The 16,072-nt window shown below is 73.2% G+C and carries 20 protein-coding genes and 1 riboswitch; of the genes, 10 read left to right on the top strand and 10 right to left on the bottom strand.

Annotation, left to right across the window (positions count from 1 at the left end):
* Positions 1-108: 108 nt before the first annotated feature.
* The 5 genes from AB0C59_RS26275 to AB0C59_RS26255 all read right to left on the bottom strand — a co-directional run bounded on the left by AB0C59_RS26275 (position 109) and on the right by AB0C59_RS26255 (position 3,831).
* Entirely contained in the window at positions 109-783 is a 675-nt protein-coding gene (locus AB0C59_RS26275) for an urease accessory UreF family protein (RefSeq protein ID WP_363008697.1), read from the bottom strand.
* On the bottom strand, positions 783-2,504 hold the full coding sequence (locus tag AB0C59_RS26270; protein ID WP_363008695.1) for an urease subunit alpha: 1,722 nt from the start codon (positions 2,502-2,504) through the stop codon (positions 783-785). The genes AB0C59_RS26275 and AB0C59_RS26270 overlap by 1 nt, the downstream gene beginning before the upstream one ends.
* A complete protein-coding gene (locus AB0C59_RS26265; RefSeq protein WP_363008693.1) occupies positions 2,497-2,808 on the bottom strand; it encodes an urease subunit beta in 312 nt (103 codons plus the stop codon). Before AB0C59_RS26265 ends, AB0C59_RS26270 begins: the two co-directional genes overlap by 8 nt.
* Positions 2,809-2,821: 13 nt before the next feature.
* On the bottom strand, positions 2,822-3,124 hold the full coding sequence (locus AB0C59_RS26260) for an urease subunit gamma (protein ID WP_363008691.1): 303 nt from the start codon (positions 3,122-3,124) through the stop codon (positions 2,822-2,824).
* Between the two features lie 68 nt (positions 3,125-3,192).
* A complete protein-coding gene (locus AB0C59_RS26255; RefSeq protein WP_363008689.1) occupies positions 3,193-3,831 on the bottom strand; it encodes a TetR/AcrR family transcriptional regulator in 639 nt (212 codons plus the stop codon).
* A 100-nt stretch (positions 3,832-3,931) separates the two neighbouring features.
* Between AB0C59_RS26255 and AB0C59_RS26250 the strand changes: the two genes are divergently transcribed.
* Positions 3,932-4,987 (top strand): ABC transporter permease, encoded by a 1,056-nt coding sequence (locus AB0C59_RS26250; RefSeq protein WP_363008687.1) that lies wholly within the window; start codon positions 3,932-3,934, stop codon positions 4,985-4,987.
* 125 nt (positions 4,988-5,112) lie between these two features.
* Here AB0C59_RS26250 and AB0C59_RS26245 read toward each other — a convergent pair whose 3' ends face one another.
* Positions 5,113-5,388, bottom strand: coding sequence for a type II toxin-antitoxin system Phd/YefM family antitoxin (locus AB0C59_RS26245; protein ID WP_363008685.1), 276 nt, complete (start codon positions 5,386-5,388; stop codon positions 5,113-5,115).
* Positions 5,389-5,552: 164 nt separating this feature from the next.
* Here AB0C59_RS26245 and AB0C59_RS26240 point away from each other — a divergent pair, with 164 nt between their 5' ends.
* The 4 genes from AB0C59_RS26240 (at position 5,553) to AB0C59_RS26225 (ending at position 8,158) form a co-directional block, all read left to right on the top strand.
* Positions 5,553-6,191 carry an ATP-dependent Clp protease proteolytic subunit gene (locus AB0C59_RS26240; RefSeq protein ID WP_363008683.1) on the top strand — a complete coding sequence of 213 codons (639 nt, stop codon included), beginning with the start codon at positions 5,553-5,555 and terminating at the stop codon, positions 6,189-6,191.
* Between the two features lie 7 nt (positions 6,192-6,198).
* Positions 6,199-6,513 carry a hypothetical protein gene (locus tag AB0C59_RS26235; RefSeq protein WP_363008681.1) on the top strand — a complete coding sequence of 105 codons (315 nt, stop codon included), beginning with the start codon at positions 6,199-6,201 and terminating at the stop codon, positions 6,511-6,513.
* A gap of 343 nt (positions 6,514-6,856) precedes the next feature.
* Positions 6,857-7,052, top strand: a riboswitch (cyclic di-AMP (ydaO/yuaA leader).
* Positions 7,053-7,055: 3 nt separating this feature from the next.
* Positions 7,056-7,529: a C40 family peptidase gene (locus tag AB0C59_RS26230; RefSeq protein ID WP_363008679.1), complete on the top strand. Its 474-nt coding sequence runs from the start codon at positions 7,056-7,058 to the stop codon at positions 7,527-7,529.
* Positions 7,530-7,621: 92 nt separating this feature from the next.
* Complete coding sequence (locus AB0C59_RS26225) at positions 7,622-8,158, top strand: DUF6328 family protein (protein ID WP_363008677.1); 537 nt, start codon at positions 7,622-7,624, stop codon at positions 8,156-8,158.
* Between the two features lie 9 nt (positions 8,159-8,167).
* On the opposite strand, the gene AB0C59_RS26220 is transcribed toward AB0C59_RS26225, so the two are convergent.
* Complete coding sequence (locus tag AB0C59_RS26220) at positions 8,168-8,707, bottom strand: ATP-binding protein (protein ID WP_363008675.1); 540 nt, start codon at positions 8,705-8,707, stop codon at positions 8,168-8,170.
* 188 nt (positions 8,708-8,895) lie between these two features.
* Positions 8,896-10,023, bottom strand: coding sequence for an 8-amino-7-oxononanoate synthase (locus AB0C59_RS26215; RefSeq protein ID WP_363008672.1), 1,128 nt, complete (start codon positions 10,021-10,023; stop codon positions 8,896-8,898).
* A gap of 147 nt (positions 10,024-10,170) precedes the next feature.
* On the opposite strand from AB0C59_RS26215, the gene bioB reads away from it, so the two are divergent.
* From bioB to AB0C59_RS26195, 4 genes are all read left to right on the top strand, one after another.
* Positions 10,171-11,430, top strand: a complete 1,260-nt coding sequence (bioB, locus tag AB0C59_RS26210) for a biotin synthase BioB (RefSeq protein WP_363008670.1) — start codon at positions 10,171-10,173, stop codon at positions 11,428-11,430.
* Positions 11,423-12,703, top strand: coding sequence for an adenosylmethionine--8-amino-7-oxononanoate transaminase (locus AB0C59_RS26205; protein WP_363008668.1), 1,281 nt, complete (start codon positions 11,423-11,425; stop codon positions 12,701-12,703). Before bioB ends, AB0C59_RS26205 begins: the two co-directional genes overlap by 8 nt.
* A gap of 1 nt (position 12,704) precedes the next feature.
* Complete coding sequence (gene bioD, locus AB0C59_RS26200; RefSeq protein WP_363008666.1) at positions 12,705-13,421, top strand: dethiobiotin synthase; 717 nt, start codon at positions 12,705-12,707, stop codon at positions 13,419-13,421.
* Positions 13,422-13,766: 345 nt separating this feature from the next.
* Positions 13,767-14,417, top strand: a complete 651-nt coding sequence (locus AB0C59_RS26195; RefSeq protein WP_363008664.1) for a class I SAM-dependent methyltransferase — start codon at positions 13,767-13,769, stop codon at positions 14,415-14,417.
* A gap of 22 nt (positions 14,418-14,439) precedes the next feature.
* Here AB0C59_RS26195 and AB0C59_RS26190 read toward each other — a convergent pair whose 3' ends face one another.
* Positions 14,440-14,814 carry a fic family toxin-antitoxin system, toxin component gene (locus AB0C59_RS26190; RefSeq protein ID WP_363008662.1) on the bottom strand — a complete coding sequence of 125 codons (375 nt, stop codon included), beginning with the start codon at positions 14,812-14,814 and terminating at the stop codon, positions 14,440-14,442.
* 4 nt (positions 14,815-14,818) lie between these two features.
* Positions 14,819-15,082, bottom strand: a complete 264-nt coding sequence (locus AB0C59_RS26185; protein WP_363008660.1) for a toxin-antitoxin system HicB family antitoxin — start codon at positions 15,080-15,082, stop codon at positions 14,819-14,821.
* A 138-nt stretch (positions 15,083-15,220) separates the two neighbouring features.
* Here AB0C59_RS26185 and AB0C59_RS26180 point away from each other — a divergent pair, with 138 nt between their 5' ends.
* Positions 15,221-16,066 carry an ABC transporter ATP-binding protein gene (locus AB0C59_RS26180; RefSeq protein ID WP_363008658.1) on the top strand — a complete coding sequence of 282 codons (846 nt, stop codon included), beginning with the start codon at positions 15,221-15,223 and terminating at the stop codon, positions 16,064-16,066.
* Positions 16,067-16,072: the final 6 nt, after the last annotated feature.

Raw genomic sequence — 16,072 nt, 5'->3', positions numbered from 1 at the left:
TCGCAAGGCGGAGGGTCGTCCGCATACTGGATGTATGCGGGTGATCCGACAACGCGGCGAGGTGCCGTAGCTGTCGTCGCGCGCCCGCCGGGGATCACGGGACAGCCCTTAGGACGCGAACAGGCGGTCGGGGAGGACGGCGTGGGCCTGCGCGCCGATCTCCAGCAGCGGGGCCGCGTCGGCGGGCAGGGCGTCGGGGCCCTCCAGGAGCACGTGCCGGGCCGCCTCGCTCGCCCGGGCGGCGACACGGTCCAGCTCCGGCGCCAGCCGCGCCAGCACCGCCGCCGCCTCGAACGGGTCGAGGCTGAGCAGCCGGACGACCGCGGAGGCCGGGCCGCTCACGCTCTCGTACGCGCAGCAGTGCGCCGCGTCCTCGGCGCCGAGCCCCGCGGCCCGCGCCGTGAGGCCGAGGACGACCGGCTGATGCGCGCCCTTGGGGAACCTCCGTGCCAGCGCGTCGAGTTCCTCCGACGGCCAGGTGGCTCTGGCCGCCCGGAGCAGTTGCCGCCCGAGCTTGCGTGCCGTGTCGCGCAGCGCGGGTGACGGCGTCCGGGCGTCGGCGGCCGCGTCGAGCGCGACGGGGTCGACGCCCAGGGCCGCCGCGGCGGCGAGCGCGGCGCAGACCAGACCCGTCGTGTGCAGCCGCCCCCGGCAGAACTCCTCCAGGTCGGCGGCCCCGGTGACGCGTCGGGCCCGTACGGCCGCCTCGGCGCCTCCGGAGTGGGCGTGCCCTCCGGCGGGGAAGCGGCCGTCGGCCAGTACGAGAAGTGCGGCGCGGGACATCAGAAGAGGAAGTACCGCTGGGTCATGGGCAGTTCGGCCGCAGGGGCCGCCTCCACGAGTTCCCCGTCGATGTGGACGGCGAAGCTGTCGGGGTCGATGCGCACGTCGGGCCGGGCGTCGTTCTGCCTCATGTCCGCCTTGGTGACCTGGCGTGTCGAGTCGATGGCCACGAACTCCTTGCCGAGGCCGAGGCGTTCGGGCAGGCCGTCCTCGATCGCCAGGGGTGCCGTGAAGTTGACCGAGGTGGCGGCCGGGGCCCGCCCGATCGCCCCGAACATCGGCCGCGGCAGGATCGGCTGGGGGGTGGGGATGGAGGCGTTGGCGTCGCCCATCTGCGCGTAGGCGATCTGTCCGCCCTTGATGACCAGGTGCGGCTTGACCCCGAAGAAGGCGGGTTCCCACAGGACGAGGTCGGCGAGCTTGCCGGTCTCGACGGAGCCGACATGACGGGCGAGGCCCTGCGCCAGCGCGGGATTGATGGTGTATTTGGCGACATAGCGACGCACCCGCCGATTGTCCGCACGGCCGTCGCCCGGCAGCGCTCCCCGGCTCCGCTTCATCACATGAGCCGTCTGCCAGGTGCGCATCACGACCTCGCCGACCCGGCCCATGGCCTGGGAGTCGGAGGAGATGATCGAGATCGCGCCGAGGTCGTGCAGGATGTCCTCCGCGCCGATCGTGGAGGGCCTGATCCTGGACTCCGCGAAGGCCAGGTCCTCCGGCACCGCCGGGTTCAGGTGGTGGCACACCATCAGCATGTCGAGATGCTCCTCGACGGTGTTCACCGTGAACGGCCGGGTCGGGTTGGTGGAACTGGGCAGGACGTGCGGCTGCGACACCACGGTCATGATGTCCGGCGCGTGTCCACCGCCCGCGCCCTCGGTGTGGTACGCGTGGATGCCGCGCCCCTTGATGGCGGCGAGGGTGTCCGCGACGAATCCGGCCTCGTTGAGGGTGTCCGTGTGGATGGCGACCTGGACGCCCGTGCGATCGGCGACGGTGAGGGCGGCGTCGATGGCGGCCGGCGTGGAGCCCCAGTCCTCGTGCAGCTTCAGGCCCAGGGCGCCGCCGCGGATCTGGGAGAGCAGCGCCTCGTGCGAGACGGTGTTGCCCTTGCCCAGGAAGCCGATGTTCAGCGGGTGCTGCTCCATCGCCTCCAGCATGCGGGCCAGATGCCAGGGACCGGGGGTGACGGTGGTCGCCTTCGAGCCCTCCGCGGGGCCGGTGCCGCCGCCGACCAGGGTGGTGATGCCCGCGGCGAGCGCCTCGTCGGCGATCTGCGGGCAGATGAAGTGGACGTGCGCGTCGATGGCGCCGGCGGTGAGGATCCGGCCGTTGCCCGCGATGATCTCCGTCTCCGGTCCGATCACCAGGTCGGGATGGACACCGTCCATGGTGTCCGGGTTGCCCGCCTTGCCGAGGGCGACGATCCGTCCGTCGCGGATCCCGACGTCGGCCTTGACGATCCCCCAGTGGTCGATGACGACGGCGCCGGTGACGACGGTGTCGGGGGTGCCCTCCGCCCGGGTGGCCCGCGACTGGCCCATGGACTCGCGGATGACCTTGCCACCGCCGAACACGGCCTCGTCACCGGCCAGTCCGGGGCCGCCGCAGCGGTCCTCCTCGATCTCCACGAGCAGATCGGTGTCGGCGAGCCGGATCCGGTCCCCGGTGGTCGGGCCGAACAGGTCCGCGTACGCGGCACGGGAGAGCTCAGGCATCGAGGGCACCTCCGGTCTCCCCGCGCAGCCCGGGCACCACGCGGGCGCCGGCCAGCGGGACGAGTTCGACGTCGACGGGGATGCCCGGCTCGAAGCGGACCGCGGTGCCGGCGGCGATGTTCAGCCGCTTGCCTCGCGCGGCGGCCCGGTCGAGGTGCAGGCCGGGGTTGGCCTCGGCGAAGTGGTAGTGGGACCCGACCTGGACGGGCCGGTCGGCGGCGTTGAGCACGGTCAGCGTGGTGACCTCGCGGCCCTCGTTGAGGACGACCGCGTCGTCGGCGAACAGGATCTCTCCGGGAATCACGGCGCGGCCCCCGTCAGACGATCGGGTCGTGGACGGTGACGAGCTTGGTGCCGTCCGGGAAGGTCGCCTCGACCTGCACGTCGTGGATCATCTCGGGGATGCCCTCCATGACGTCGTCACGGGTGAGCAGTTCCCGTCCGGAGACCATGAGTTCGGCGACGGTGCGACCGTCCCGCGCGCCTTCGAGGAGGTGCGAGGTGATGAGCGCGACCGCCTCGGGGTGGTTCAGCCTGAGACCGCGGGCCCGCCGCTTCTCGGCCACGTCGGCGGCCACGTGGATCAGCAGCCTCTCTTGCTCGTGCGGAGTCAGGCGCACGTCCCACCTCACAGTCCTCGTCCCTGGCGGCTGGGTGGGCAGGCTAGTTGTGCCGCGTTTCCAGGACGTTAACCAACCTGTGACCGATCCAGGGGGTACCGCATGCTCATCAGCGCCCGCAGGCCCTCCCGCAGGGATTCCATGGGCACCTCGCCCACGACGGCCGACTGCGCGGCGAACCCCTGGGCGAGGGCGATCATCACCCGGGCCATGGCGTCGGCGTCGGCGTCGGCCGGGATCAGGCCCGCGTCCTTGTAGCTCTCCACCACCCGCTGCCAGGCGCCCCGGATGCGCTCGTAGCCCGTGTGCACGACGTCCCTGAGGTCCTCATTGCGCAGGATCTCCGTCCAGACCTGGATCAGCAGGCGGGAGAACACCCACTCGCCCTTGTCCAGGACGCCCGGCCTGATCTCCTTGAGGCGCTCCAGCGCGCGCGAGACCAGCGCGTCGGGCAGCGGCGGCGGGGACTCCACCGCCGCCGCCTCGTAGGTCTCGGTCAGCACGTCGAGCACCTCGCCGACGACCGCGGCGATCAGCTCCTCCTTGCCGCTGAAGTAGCGGTACACCGCACCCGCGGAGAGGCCGACCTCCTTCAGCACGTCCTGCATCGAGGTGGCGTGAAAACCGTTGCGGGCGAAGCAGAGCGCCGCGCCTTCGAGGATCTGCCGGCGTCGTGCGTCGAGGTGTTCCTGGGATACGCGGGCCATGGCCCCAACGTAGAACGAACATTCTTTCTTGACAAGCGGCACCGGACCCAGGACCGTGGGGGCGAATCCAAAACGAACGATCCTTCTTTTTTCCGAGGAGATGCCCCGCCTGCCCGCAGCCCCCGCCGCACCCACGCGGTCGCCCGTCCCGGAGGTCCGGCACGGCCGCCGCGTGGTCGCGATCGTCGTACTGATACCCGCGCTCGTCGCCCTGGCCCTGTGGTCGTTCGCCTGGCCCGCCGCCCGCACGGCACCGCACCACCTGCCGCTCGGCGTGGCCGGCCCGCCCGCGGCGGCCGCGCAGGCGGAGCAGGGGCTGACGCGGCACGAGGGCGCGTTCGAGATCCATCGCTACGCCGACGAGGCCGCCGCCCGGGACGCGATCGAGCACCGGACCGTGTACGGCGCGGTCGTCGTCACCGCGCGGGGGCCCGAACTGCTGACGGCGTCGGCGGCCGGTCCGGTCGTCGCGCAGGCGCTCCAGCAGGCGGTGACCCGGCAGGCCGCGAGCGAGGGCTCCCCGGTCCGGGTCCGCACGGTGGACGTGGTGGCCGCGCCCCCGACCGACCCTCGCGGCTCCGCCTTGGCGGCGAGCGTGCTGCCGATGGCGATGGTCGGTATCGGCGCGGGCGCGGCGGTCACCCTGCTCGGGCTGCGCGGCCGGCGCGCGGTCACGGCCCTGGTCGGCGCCTCGGCCCTGGTCGGCGTGGTCGCCGCCGCGATCGCGGACAGCTGGCTGGGGGTCGTCACGGGCGACTGGTGGGTCGAGACGGGGGCGCTCGGACTGTCGACGCTGGCGGTGGGGGCGGCGGTCGCCGGCGTGGCGGCGCTGGCCGGGCAGCGCGGTGTCGCCCTGGTGTCGCTGGTCGTCATGCTGCTGGGCAACCCGTTCTCCGGGGCGGCCTCGGCCCCGCAGATGCTCCCCGAGCCGGTCGGAACGATCGGTCAGTGGCTGCCGCCGGGCGCGGGGGCGTCCCTGCTCAGGTCGGTGGCGTTCTTCGACGGCGCCGCGGCGTCCGGGCCCGCCTTGACGCTGGCCTGGTGGGCGGTCATCGGTCTGGGCCTGGTGCTCCTGGGAAGCACGCTGCCCCGGCGCCGCCCGGCCGACACCCCCCGCCCCGCCGACGCCGAGCGGGCACCGGCCCTGGCCGGTTGATCACACGGTCGACTGATCACGCGGTCGACGCCCGCGCGAGGTCGCGCGATCGATCCGTACTCCGGTCCATGCGCCCGTCCCGCAGCGGCCACGGGCGCATGGAAGCGCTCTCCCGGCCCCCGCCGTCAGGGCGCGCCGGGGCCTCGGTGCTCGGCCGTGATCCCGAAACCGCTCCGGTCCCGCGGGCCGGAGGAGACGTCACGGATGCCGGAGACCGTGCTGACCACCTGGCCGTCGGCGGCGTCCAGCTCGGCGAGGCGCTCCAGGTCCGCTGCGGAGACCAGGGCCACGAGAGGCTTTCCGTGCCGCGTCACGACGACGCGTTCGCCGCCGTAGACCACGCGGTTGATCAGATCGGCGAGCTCAGCCCTGGCTTGCGTCACCGGAATCTCGTAGGCCATGCCGTCCAGCTTAGACCGCGGGTGCGACGGCCCCTCCGGAAGATCCCGGTTCGCCCCGGGTTGCCGACACGCCGCACCGCGACCTCGTTCGCTCTCAGCGGGACACCCTCCCCTTGTTACGTACGTCCTGTACATTTTTTACAGAGCGATCAAGAGGAGACGCCGTGCCGAAACGACCGTCCGCCCGTCACGTCCTGCCCGAGTCCACCGAACGCACCGACCACGGAGAGCGGGCGCACGATCCGTACGCGAAGCTGCTGGAGGAGCGGATCGTGCTCCTGGGCACCCGGGTCGACGACACGTGCGCGAGCGATGTGGCGGCTCAGCTCCTGCACCTCGAACACCTGGCCCCGGACCGGGACGTCTCGCTGTACATCAACTCGCCCGGCGGCTCCTTCACCGCGATGACCGCCATCCACGACACGATGCGCTACATCGCCTGCGACGTGGAGACGGTCTGCCTCGGCCGGGCGGCGTCCGCCGCGGTGGTGCTGCTCGCCGGCGGCACACCGGGCAAGCGGTTCGCGCTTCCCGGCGCGCGCGTGCTGATCGGTCAACCCTGCCTGCCCGAGCCCGTGCGGGGACAGAGCAGCGATCTCGTGATCCAGGCCGAGGAGTTGAACCGGACACGGGAGCGCCTGGAGGAGATGCTCGCGGAGCACACCGGGCAGAGCCGCGAGCGGATCAGCGCCGACATCGAGCGGGACACCGTCTTCGACGCGCCGGCCGCGCGGGCGTACGGGCTGGTGGACGGCATCGTCGCGAACCGCGGGGCCGGGCGCGGCGCGCCCGGCGCGAGGTGAGCCCCGGATGCTGCCGCCCGAGCTTCCCCCGCTGCCCGCACTGACCCGCGCCGAAGGTGAGCTGATCGACCGGTACCTCGAGGTGGTCGACCTCCTCGGCCGTATCAATCCCGCCGGATACGACGGCACCCACGGCACCTACCGCGGGCTGCGAGCCGCCCAGGCCCTGGTGGGCAGGGCGACGGCCCTGCGGGACGCGCTGGCGCTGATGCACCGGCGCGGCGAGAGCGAGTTGCACGGCCGCACGCTCGGCCGCGCGCTGCGCGTGCTGGACGGGGAACGCCGCACGGCCCGGATCGCCCTGCCGCCGGGAGCGGACTGAGAACCGTCCGGGCTCACCGTCACTTCCGGGTCCGGCACCGTGTGTTGACGCGTCCACCGCGACACGAACGGACCGAATGGTGGACCGTCGCGCGGAGTAGCCGCTGCGCCGTTCGAGGCCCGGATGCGGCCGCCCAACACGCCTGCCCGCAGGGCGCGATGAGGCCCTTCCGCGCAGGTCCGAGCCTCGGACGGTGCGTCAACATCCCTCGAACGCAGCACCGTCCACCCGAACGAGTGAGTGGTGAGTAACACCACAAATCACCGGTTCCATTGTGATTTTCCCATACCCGTAGGTGAAGATCCGGTGCTGACGACAAGCCCCCGCCACCGCGGCGGGGCGGTCCGGGCGGACGCCGAATCCTGCCGCTGCCCGGATGACCGGTCGACAGAAGTGGATCGGCAGGAGTGGAGGACCCAGCACGGCGGGCCGCCGGAGAGATCCGGGCGGTCCTTGGGGTGAAGCCGCGACAGCGGCCGGGCTACTTCGCCAGTCCGAATCCGACAGGTCATCCTTCACAGGCGGCTGACGAAGGGTTGCGCATGACTGCGCTCAATCGTGTCCCGTCGCTGCTGACCCGGGCCGGCACCGCCTCGGCCCTCACCCTCGCCGCCGTGGGCGGCAGCATCGTGGTCCCGGGCATGTCCAGTGACGCCTCCGCCGCGACCATGGCGTACAAGGCACTTCAGGTCGCCGCAGCCAAGAAGGGATCCCCCTACCAGTACGGCGCCACCGGACCGCGTCGCTTCGACTGCTCAGGGCTGACGCTCTACGCGTTCAAGAAGGTGGGCAAGCGCCTGCCGCGCACGGCCGCGGCCCAGTACAACCGGACGCACCACATCTCCTCCTCGCACCGCAGGGCGGGCGACCTGGTGTTCTTCCACTCGGGCCGGTACGTGTACCACGTCGGCATCTATGCCGGGAAGGGAAAGATCTGGCACTCCCCGCGGACCGGGTCCGTGGTCAGACTGGAGAGGATCTGGACGAAGTCCGTGTGGTACGGCAGGGTCGGCTGACCCGTGCGGCGGGGTGAGGCCCGGCCCTGCGGGCCGTCACCCCGCCGCACGCACGGGGCGTGAGGGCGCGCGGGATCGGATACTGGTACTCCATGGCCGACCGAGGACCCGACCGGGCACGCAACGAGACACCTCTGGAGCGCGCCGACCGCAACTTCGCCGAACTGCTCCAGGAACTGCGCGTCACCCAGACCGGGGTGCAGATCCTCTTCGCGTTCCTGCTCACCCTGGCCTTCACGCCCCGCTTCCCGTCCCTGGACACGGTGCAGCGCGCCACCTACGTCACCACGCTGCTGCTGGCGGTGCTGGCGGCCTCCCTGTTCACGGCACCGGCCGCACTGCATCGCACGCTCTTCCAGCAGCACGCCAAGCCCGCCGTCGTGCAGGTCTCCTCCCGCCTCGCCGGGCTCGGGATGGCCGTGCTGACGCTGGCGTTCACCGGATCCGTGCTGCTGGTGGTGGACGTGTCGCTCGGCCGGACGGCCGGCATCGCGGCGGGCGCCGCCACCCTCGCCGTGTGCGTCGGCCTGTGGGTGGTCCTGCCCCGGTTGGTGCGGCGGGCCGTCGTCACCGCGCCGGGGGCCGAGGGGGAGGCGGCGGGCCGGGAGCGGTCGGAGGGCTCGCGCTGACCCCGGGCCTCACGGCTCCTGGTGTCCGGCCGCCGCGCACGGGGGCACCGGAGTCGGCGGGTTCAGCGGGTCCACCGCGACCGTCGCGGTCACCGGAGTCGGGGCGGTCACCGGAGTCGGCGCGGCCGTCGGACCGGGCCACGGGAGCTCGATCTGGACCGTCTTGCCGCCCTCCCGTGTCGGCCGCACCCGCAGGGTGCCGCCCCGCTCCGCGGTCAGCCAGCGGATGATGACCATGCCGCGGCCGTTGTCCTGCTGCACCGCCGCCGGCAGGCGCTTGGGGAAGCGGGGATGGCTGTCGGTGACCCCGACCCGCAGTAACGCGTCGCGCTCCAGGGCGATGTCGACGGTGAACGTGGGCGACTGCCCCAGTGTGTGCTGCACGGCGTTGGTGGCTAGTTCGGACACGATCAGCCGTACGGCGTCGGTGACGTCGGCGTCGCCCGGCAGGCCCCACTCGGTGAGCACGTCGGACACGTACCTCCGGGCTGCGGCGACCGAGGCGGGATCGCTCGGCAGAGTGACGGAGGCTTCCTGGCGGTCTGCCATGGCGACGTCGTCCCCTTCCCACGGGACCGGGGTCCGACACGGAGCGAGCCGGTGCGCGTGACGGTCCCGGACTTGGTGCTGACGTCAGCCTGCCACCACCGGCGCCCGACCGGGTGCGATCCCCCGAGATATGCATATATCTGTCGCCCGAAGCGGTGAACTCTCCGGCGGCGGCCGCCGGGCGCGACTCAGGGCCTCGTCCGGCCGATCACCTCCACGGCGTGCCCGATCTGCTCGTCGCCGAGGTCGGCGCGGGCGGTCAGCCGCAGTCGGGAGATCCCATCGGGCACCGACGGGGGACGGAAGCACCCCACGGCCACGCCCGCGGCGCGGCAGTCCGCCGCCCATCGCACGGCGTCCTCGGGTGAGGGTGCCCGCACGGACACCACGGCGGCGTCCGGGCGCACGGCCTCATGGCCCTCGGCCGTCAGGCGGTCGTGCAGGGCCCCGGCCACGGCGCGGGCCCGCGCGGCGCGCTCCGGCTCGCGGCGCAGCAGTCGCAGCGCCGCGAGCGCGGCACCCGCCGCGGCCGGTGCCAGGCCCGTGTCGAAGATGAACGTACGGGCGACGTTGACGAGATGGTCGATCACATGGGCCGGGCCGAGGACCGCGCCGCCCTGGCTGCCGAGCGACTTCGACAGGGTCACCGTCGCCACCGTGTCCGGTGCCCCCGCCAGGCCCGCGGCGTGGGGAGCGCCCCGGCCGCCGGGGCCGAGCACCCCGAGCCCGTGCGCGTCGTCGACGACCAGACCGGCGCCGTGCTCGCGCGCGGCCGCCGCCAGCGCGGCCAGCGGGGCCGCGTCGCCGTCGACGGAGAAGACGGTGTCGCAGACCACGACGGCGGGTCCCTGATGGGTGCCGAGGGCCTTGTGGACCGCTTCCGGGTCGGAGTGCGCGACGACCTGCGTGGTGCCTCGTGCCAGCCGGCAGCCGTCGATGAGGGAGGCGTGGTTGCCCGCGTCGGAGACGATCAGGGAGCCGTGCGGGGCCAGTGCCGTGACCGCGGCGAGGTTGGCGGCGTACCCGGAGGACAGGACGAGGGCGGCCTCGAAGCCGCAGAAGTCCGCCAGTTCGCGTTCCAGGTCGGTGTGCAGCTCGGTGGTGCCGGTGACCAGCCGTGAGCCCGTGGCGCCGGCGCCCCACACCCGGGCCGCGTCCGCGGCGCCCGCGGTGACCTCCGGGTGGCGGGCCAGGCCCAGGTAGTCGTTGCTCGCGAGGTCCAGGAGGGGGGAGTCGGCGGGGCGGGGGCGCAGGGTGCGGACGAGCCCGGCCCGGCCGCGCGCGCGTGCCTGCTCGTCGATCCAGCCGAACGCCATGGGTCCTCCGGGGCTTTTGTAGGCAGTGCACAGACCCTAGCGGCCCGACCAGCGGCCCATGATGTGGCAATACCCACACGGAGAACTGTGCGCGTTGTGCAAACTCTCCTTGGCCCGGGGCCCTCCCGTAGGACAGGATCGGCTCTCATGGACCTGCTGAACACGCTGGTGGACAAGGGGTTGCGGCGCGAACTGCCGACCCGCGAGGAGGCTCTGGCCGTCCTCGCCACTTCCGACGACGATGTGCTCGATGTGGTGGCCGCGGCCGGGAAGGTGCGCCGCCACTGGTTCGGCCGACGGGTGAAACTCAACTATCTCGTCAACCTGAAGTCCGGACTGTGTCCGGAGGACTGCTCCTACTGCTCCCAGCGGCTGGGGTCGACGGCCGGGATCCTCAAGTACACCTGGCTGAAGCCCGACGAGGCCTCGGACGCGGCGGCGGCCGGTGTCGCGGGCGGTGCCAAGCGGGTCTGCCTGGTGGCGAGCGGCCGGGGGCCCACGGACCGGGACGTGGACCGGGTCTCCACCACCATCAAGGCCATCAAGGAGCAGAACGAGGACGTCGAGGTGTGCGCCTGCCTCGGGCTGCTGTCCGACGGCCAGGCGGAGCGGCTGCGCGAGGCGGGCGCCGACGCCTACAACCACAACCTGAACACGTCCGAGGCGACGTACGGGGACATCACCACCACCCACACGTACGCCGACCGTGTCGACACGGTCAACAAGGCGCACGCCGCCGGGCTGTCGGCCTGCTCCGGTCTGATCGCGGGCATGGGCGAGAGCGACGAGGACCTGGTCGACGTCGTCTACTCCCTGCGGGAGCTCGACCCTGACTCCGTTCCGGTGAACTTCCTGATCCCGTTCGAGGGCACCCCGCTCGCCAAGGAGTGGAACCTGACCCCGCAGCGCTGTCTGCGGATCCTCGCGATGGTCCGGTTCGTGTGCCCGGACGTGGAGGTGCGGATCGCGGGCGGCCGTGAGGTCCATCTGCGCTCGATGCAGCCGCTGGCCCTGAACCTGGCGAACTCCATCTTCCTGGGCGACTACCTCACCAGCGAGGGCCAGGCGGGCCGGGCCGACCTGGACATGATCGCGGACGCCGGGTTCGAGGTGGAGGGCGCGGACCAGGTGACGCTGCCGGACCACCGGGCGGCGGGTGGCGGCTGCGGCTCGCCCGCGAGCGGTGGGGGCTGCGGTTCGCACGAGGGCGCGGGCTGCGGCTCGCACGAGGGCGCGGGCTGTGGTGGGCACGAGGGCGGCGGCGTCTGCGGTTCCGCCCCCGCGGCCGCCGAGGTGCCCGAGTCCGCGCCCGAGGCCGCGTCCGCGCAGCAGACGAACGAGCCCCGCACGGACCTGGTCGCGGTACGGCGCCGGGGCGCGGGAACCGGTCTCGCCCCCAATGCCTGAGCTCGGCGTGGACGAGCTGCTGGCGCTCGACCGGCAGCATGTGTGGCACCCCTACGGGCCCATGCCCGGTCGGCAGGACCCGCTCGTCGTGGAGTCGGCGAGCGGGGTACGGCTGCGGCTGGCCGACGGGTCCGGCGAGCTGGTGGACGGCATGTCCTCCTGGTGGTCGGCCATCCACGGCTACAACCACCCGGTGCTCAACGAGGCCGCGCGCGGGCAGCTGGAGCGGATGAGCCATGTGATGTTCGGCGGGCTCACCCATGAGCCCGCCGTCCGGCTGGCGAAGCTCCTTGTCGACATGTCGCCCGAGGGCCTGGAGCATGTGTTCCTGGCGGACTCCGGCTCGGTGTCGGTCGAGGTCGCGGTCAAGATGTGCCTGCAGTACTGGCGTTCGCTCGGCCGTCCCGCCAAGCGGCGGCTGCTGACCTGGCGCGGCGGCTACCACGGTGACACGTGGCAGCCGATGTCGGTGTGCGACCCCGAGGGCGGCATGCACGAGCTGTGGCAGGGCGTCCTGCCCCGGCAGGTGTTCGTGGACGCGCCCCCGGCCGACTACGAGGAGGCGTACGCCGAGCGGCTTCGCTCGGCGGTCGCGGAGCACGCGGACGAACTGGCCGCGGTGATCGTGGAGCCGGTCGTGCAGGGAGCGGGCGGGATGCGGTTCCACTCCCCCGCCTATCTGCGGGTGCTGCGCGAGGTGTGCGACGCCCATGACGTGCTGCTCGTGTTCGACGAGATCGCCACCGGGTTCGGGCGCACGGGCGCGCTCTTCGCCGCGGACCACGCGGGGGTCGCGCCGGATGTGATGTGCGTGGGCAAGGCGCTGACCGGCGGCTACCTGACCATGGCGGCGACGCTGTGCACCGCGCGGGTGGCCGAGGGGATCTCGCGCGGGGAGGTGCCCGTCCTCGCGCACGGCCCCACGTTCATGGGCAACCCGCTGGCGGCGGCGGTCGCCTGCGCCTCGCTCGACCTGCTGCTCGGCCAGGACTGGCAGACGGAGGTCAAGCGGATCGAGACGGGCCTGGGGAACGGGCTCGCCGAGGCGGCCGACCTCCCCGGGGTCCGCGAGGTGCGGGTCCTGGGCGCCATCGGCGTCGTGCAGCTCGACCATCAGGTGGACATGGCGGCGGCGACGCGGGCCGCGATGCGGGAGGGCGTGTGGCTGCGGCCGTTCCGCGATCTGATCTACACGATGCCGCCGTATGTGACGGATGACGTGGACGTGGCCCGGATCGCGCGCGCGGTCCGCGCGGCCGCGCGGGAAGGCTGACATGTCCGTTCTGGTGATCACGGGGACCGGCACCGAGGTCGGGAAGACGGTCACGACGGCCGCCGTGGCGGCGGTCGCCGTCGCGGCGGGCCGGTCGGTCGCGGTCCTCAAACCGGCTCAGACCGGGGTGCGTCCCGGCGAGCGCGGCGACGCGGACGAGGTGGCCCGGCTCGCGGGCGCCGTCACGACGTGCGAACTGGGCCGGTACCCGGAGCCGTTGGCGCCCGCGACGGCGGCACGGCGGGTCGGGGCCGCGCCCGTGCGGCCGCAGGACGTCGCCGAGGCCGCGGCCAAGCTGGCCGTCGAGCACGACCTCGTCCTGGTGGAGGGGGCGGGCGGGCTGCTCGTCCGCTTCGACGACGAGGGCGGCACCCTGGCCGACGCGGCGCGGCTGCTGTCGGCGCCGGTCGTGGTGGTCGCGGCGGCGGGCCTCGGCACGCTCAACGCCACCGAGCTGACGGCCCGTGAACTCGGGCGCCGGCACCTGGATCTCGCGGGCGTCGTCGTCGGGAGCTGGCCCGCCGAGGCCGATCTGGCGTCCCGGTGCAACCTGGCCGACCTCCCGGTGGTGACCGGGGCGCCCCTGCTCGGGGCACTCCCCGAGGGCGCCGGCGCGCACCCGCCCGACCACTTCCGCGCCAAGGCTCCCGGCTGGCTGGCCGCTGAGCTGGGCGGCACCTGGAACGCGGACACGTTCACCTCGACGATGGCGCCCTGAGAGCCGTCCGACCCCTGGCGCCGCGGGCGTCCCGCGCGGCGGTCTCCGCACGCCGCGGGACGGCCCGCACCACGGTGCCGAGGCGCCGGGACGGCCGATGCCGCACGACAGGCGGAGAGGTTCACCCCCGCGGCGCGTCGCGGGGGCCCACTTGGTGCGGGGATGTCCGGCCGTCGGTGTCGCGGGGCGGGACGGCCGTCCGGGAAGGTCCGAGCCGGGCGCGGCCGGCGGCTGTCGAGGCGGGCGCGTGGGCGGCGCGTGCGTGTATGGCCGGGTATGCGTGGGTGGGGACGGCCCTGGGGAGGATTCCCCTGTCATCCGCCGCTCGCCTCAAGGAGGCCCGCCATGACGGCCCGTGCTCCCGGAGCAGCAGTACACCATCCCCTGTTCGCCCGTTTCTACGCCCGGTTCAGCGTGGCCACCGAAGGGGCCGTGGGTCCGCACCGGGAGGCACTCCTCGCCGGCCTGTCGGGGCGGGTGATCGAGGTGGGCTCGGGCAACGGCCTCAACTTCGCCCACTACCCCGGCACGGTGTCCGAGGTCGTCGCGATCGAGCCGGAACGCACCCTGCGGCGCCTCGCGGTGGACGCGGCCCTGCGGTCCGGGGTTCCCGTGGACGTGGTGCCCGGATCGGCGGAGAGGCTCCCGGTGAAGAGCGAGGCCTTCGACGCGGCGGTCGTGTCGCTGGTGCTGTGCAGTGTGCGGGACGTCGGGCGCTCCCTGTCCGAGCTGCGACGCGTGCTGCGGCCCGGCGGTGAGCTGCGGTTCTTCGAACACGGCCGGGGAGGGGGCCGGCTGATGGAAGCGACCCAGCGGACGCTGGACCGCACGGTGTGGCCCAGGGTGTTCGGCGGCTGCCATGTCGGCCGGGACCCGGTGGCCGCGATCAGGGCGGCCGGATTCGAGCTCGGCCCCTACCAGGTGGTGCGGGTGCCGGAGCGGGGCCCGCGCCTGCCCACGTCGTACTGCGTCCTGGGCACCGCGAAGGCTCCCTGACACGCGCGTCGCGGGCGCCGCCTCACCGGCTCCACCGCCGCAGCTCCTGCGCGATGTCCTGCACCGACGCCTGCCCGCCCTTCACCAGTCGGGCGAGATCGCGGACCTGCTCGGGGGACGGGACGACCTTGACGCCGCTGGCCACCAGGTAGCCGTAGGCGACGGCGGAGGCGAACAGCGCGTTGGCGCGCTCCAGCGCCGGGACGTGCAGCAGGATCTGGAGCAGCGCGGCGGCCCGGGCGTGCGGGGTGTCGTAGACGGGGACGCCGAATATCTCCGCCTGGTGCCGCGCGACCGCGGCGACGAGCGCGCCCCAGTCGCTGACCTGGGGATCTCCGGGTGTCTTCTGTTCCGCGACCATCAGCAGCCAGGCGAGGTCGATGCTCAGCTCGTCCAACGGTTCAGCGACGGCCTTCTCCTCGGTGCCCGCCCAGGCCCTCGTCCCGGCCCTCGCGGGCGGCGGCGAACTCCTCGGCGAAGACGGACTCGTACTGCCTCATGAAGTCGGCCGCGGACTCGACGAACATGTGGCCGACCTCTCCGGTGTCCTGCCGGACCAGCTCCTCGATGTAGCGGTTGACGCTCATGCCGCGCTCCAGGGCGCGCTCACGGGCGGCACGGGCCGTGCCCTCGTCCACCCGCACGTTCAGCTGGGTCTTCGCCATGCCTCGACGCTAGCGCCGTACCACTAGCAGCGGCAAGAGCCCCCGGTAAAGGGATACCGGCTGTGCGGCGCGCCACACTAGGCTCGGCCGGGACAGGGATGGCGGGACGCCGACGCGTCCCCGACCGAGGAGGCGGTCTTGTCCACTGCTGCTGCCGAGCACGCGCCGGGCCGGGCGGAGGCGGACGGGATCGCCGCTCGCGCCCGCGGCCTCACGAAGGCGTACGGCTCGGGTGAGACGACGGTGCTCGCGCTCGACTCCGTGGACGTGGACATCGCGCGGGGCCGGTTCACCGCGGTGATGGGTCCCTCGGGGTCGGGGAAGTCGACGCTGATGCACTGCCTGGCCGGTCTCGACTCCGTGTCGGCCGGGCAGGTGTGGCTGGGGGACACCGAGATCACCGGTCTGAAGGACCGGGAGCTGACGCGGTTGCGCCGCGATCGCGTCGGGTTCGTCTTCCAGTCGTTCAACCTGGTGCCGACGCTGAGCGCGGGCGAGAACATCACCCTGCCCATGGACATCGCGGGCCGCGCCCCCGATCAGGAGTGGCTGGACCGGGTGATCGACGCCCTCGGGCTGCGCGACCGGCTCACGCACCGTCCCGCCCAGCTGTCCGGCGGCCAGCAGCAGCGTGTCGCCTGCGCGCGGGCCCTCGCCTCCCGGCCCGAGCTGATCTTCGCGGACGAGCCGACGGGCAACCTGGACTCCCGCTCCGGCCTTGAGGTGCTGGGGTTTCTGCGGGAGGCGGTGGACGCGCTGGGGCAGACGGTCGTCATGGTCACCCACGACCCGAGCGCGGCGGCCCACTCCGACCTGGTGCTCTTCCTGGGGGACGGACGCATCGTGGACGAGATGCCGCGGCCGACGGCGCAGGCGGTGCTGGAGCGCCTGAAGCGGTTCGACCCGCTCCGGGCGACCGGGGGCGAGGGCGAGGCGTCCGCACCCGGCGACGCGCCCGGCGACGTGCCCGGAAGCGAGGGCTGAGGCGAC

The sequence above is a fragment of the Streptomyces sp. NPDC048664 genome, from assembly GCF_040650555.1.
Taxonomy (GTDB): Bacteria; Actinomycetota; Actinomycetes; order Streptomycetales; family Streptomycetaceae; genus Streptomyces.
Note: the sequence above shows the minus strand (reverse complement) of the source record. Positions and strands in the feature narration are given on the sequence as shown.

Bases quoted from the DNA above. Each gene is read 5' to 3' on its own strand.
- AB0C59_RS26245 (WP_363008685.1), bottom strand. From the start codon at position 5,388: ATGGCCTACGAGATTCCGGTGACGCAAGCCAGGGCTGAGCTCGCCGAT.
- AB0C59_RS26250 (WP_363008687.1), top strand. From the start codon at position 3,932: ATGCCCCGCCTGCCCGCAGCCCCCGCCGCACCCACGCGGTCGCCCGTC.
- AB0C59_RS26205 (WP_363008668.1), top strand. From the start codon at position 11,423: ATGCCTGAGCTCGGCGTGGACGAGCTGCTGGCGCTCGACCGGCAGCAT.
- bioD (WP_363008666.1), top strand. From the start codon at position 12,705: ATGTCCGTTCTGGTGATCACGGGGACCGGCACCGAGGTCGGGAAGACG.
- AB0C59_RS26185 (WP_363008660.1), bottom strand. From the start codon at position 15,082: ATGGCGAAGACCCAGCTGAACGTGCGGGTGGACGAGGGCACGGCCCGT.
- AB0C59_RS26255 (WP_363008689.1), bottom strand. From the start codon at position 3,831: ATGGCCCGCGTATCCCAGGAACACCTCGACGCACGACGCCGGCAGATC.
- AB0C59_RS26270 (WP_363008695.1), bottom strand. From the start codon at position 2,504: ATGCCTGAGCTCTCCCGTGCCGCGTACGCGGACCTGTTCGGCCCGACC.
- bioB (WP_363008670.1), top strand. From the start codon at position 10,171: ATGGACCTGCTGAACACGCTGGTGGACAAGGGGTTGCGGCGCGAACTG.
- AB0C59_RS26235 (WP_363008681.1), top strand. From the start codon at position 6,199: ATGCTGCCGCCCGAGCTTCCCCCGCTGCCCGCACTGACCCGCGCCGAA.
- AB0C59_RS26230 (WP_363008679.1), top strand. From the start codon at position 7,056: ATGACTGCGCTCAATCGTGTCCCGTCGCTGCTGACCCGGGCCGGCACC.
- AB0C59_RS26195 (WP_363008664.1), top strand. From the start codon at position 13,767: ATGACGGCCCGTGCTCCCGGAGCAGCAGTACACCATCCCCTGTTCGCC.
- AB0C59_RS26225 (WP_363008677.1), top strand. From the start codon at position 7,622: ATGGCCGACCGAGGACCCGACCGGGCACGCAACGAGACACCTCTGGAG.
- AB0C59_RS26220 (WP_363008675.1), bottom strand. From the start codon at position 8,707: ATGGCAGACCGCCAGGAAGCCTCCGTCACTCTGCCGAGCGATCCCGCC.
- AB0C59_RS26275 (WP_363008697.1), bottom strand. From the start codon at position 783: ATGTCCCGCGCCGCACTTCTCGTACTGGCCGACGGCCGCTTCCCCGCC.
- AB0C59_RS26215 (WP_363008672.1), bottom strand. From the start codon at position 10,023: ATGGCGTTCGGCTGGATCGACGAGCAGGCACGCGCGCGCGGCCGGGCC.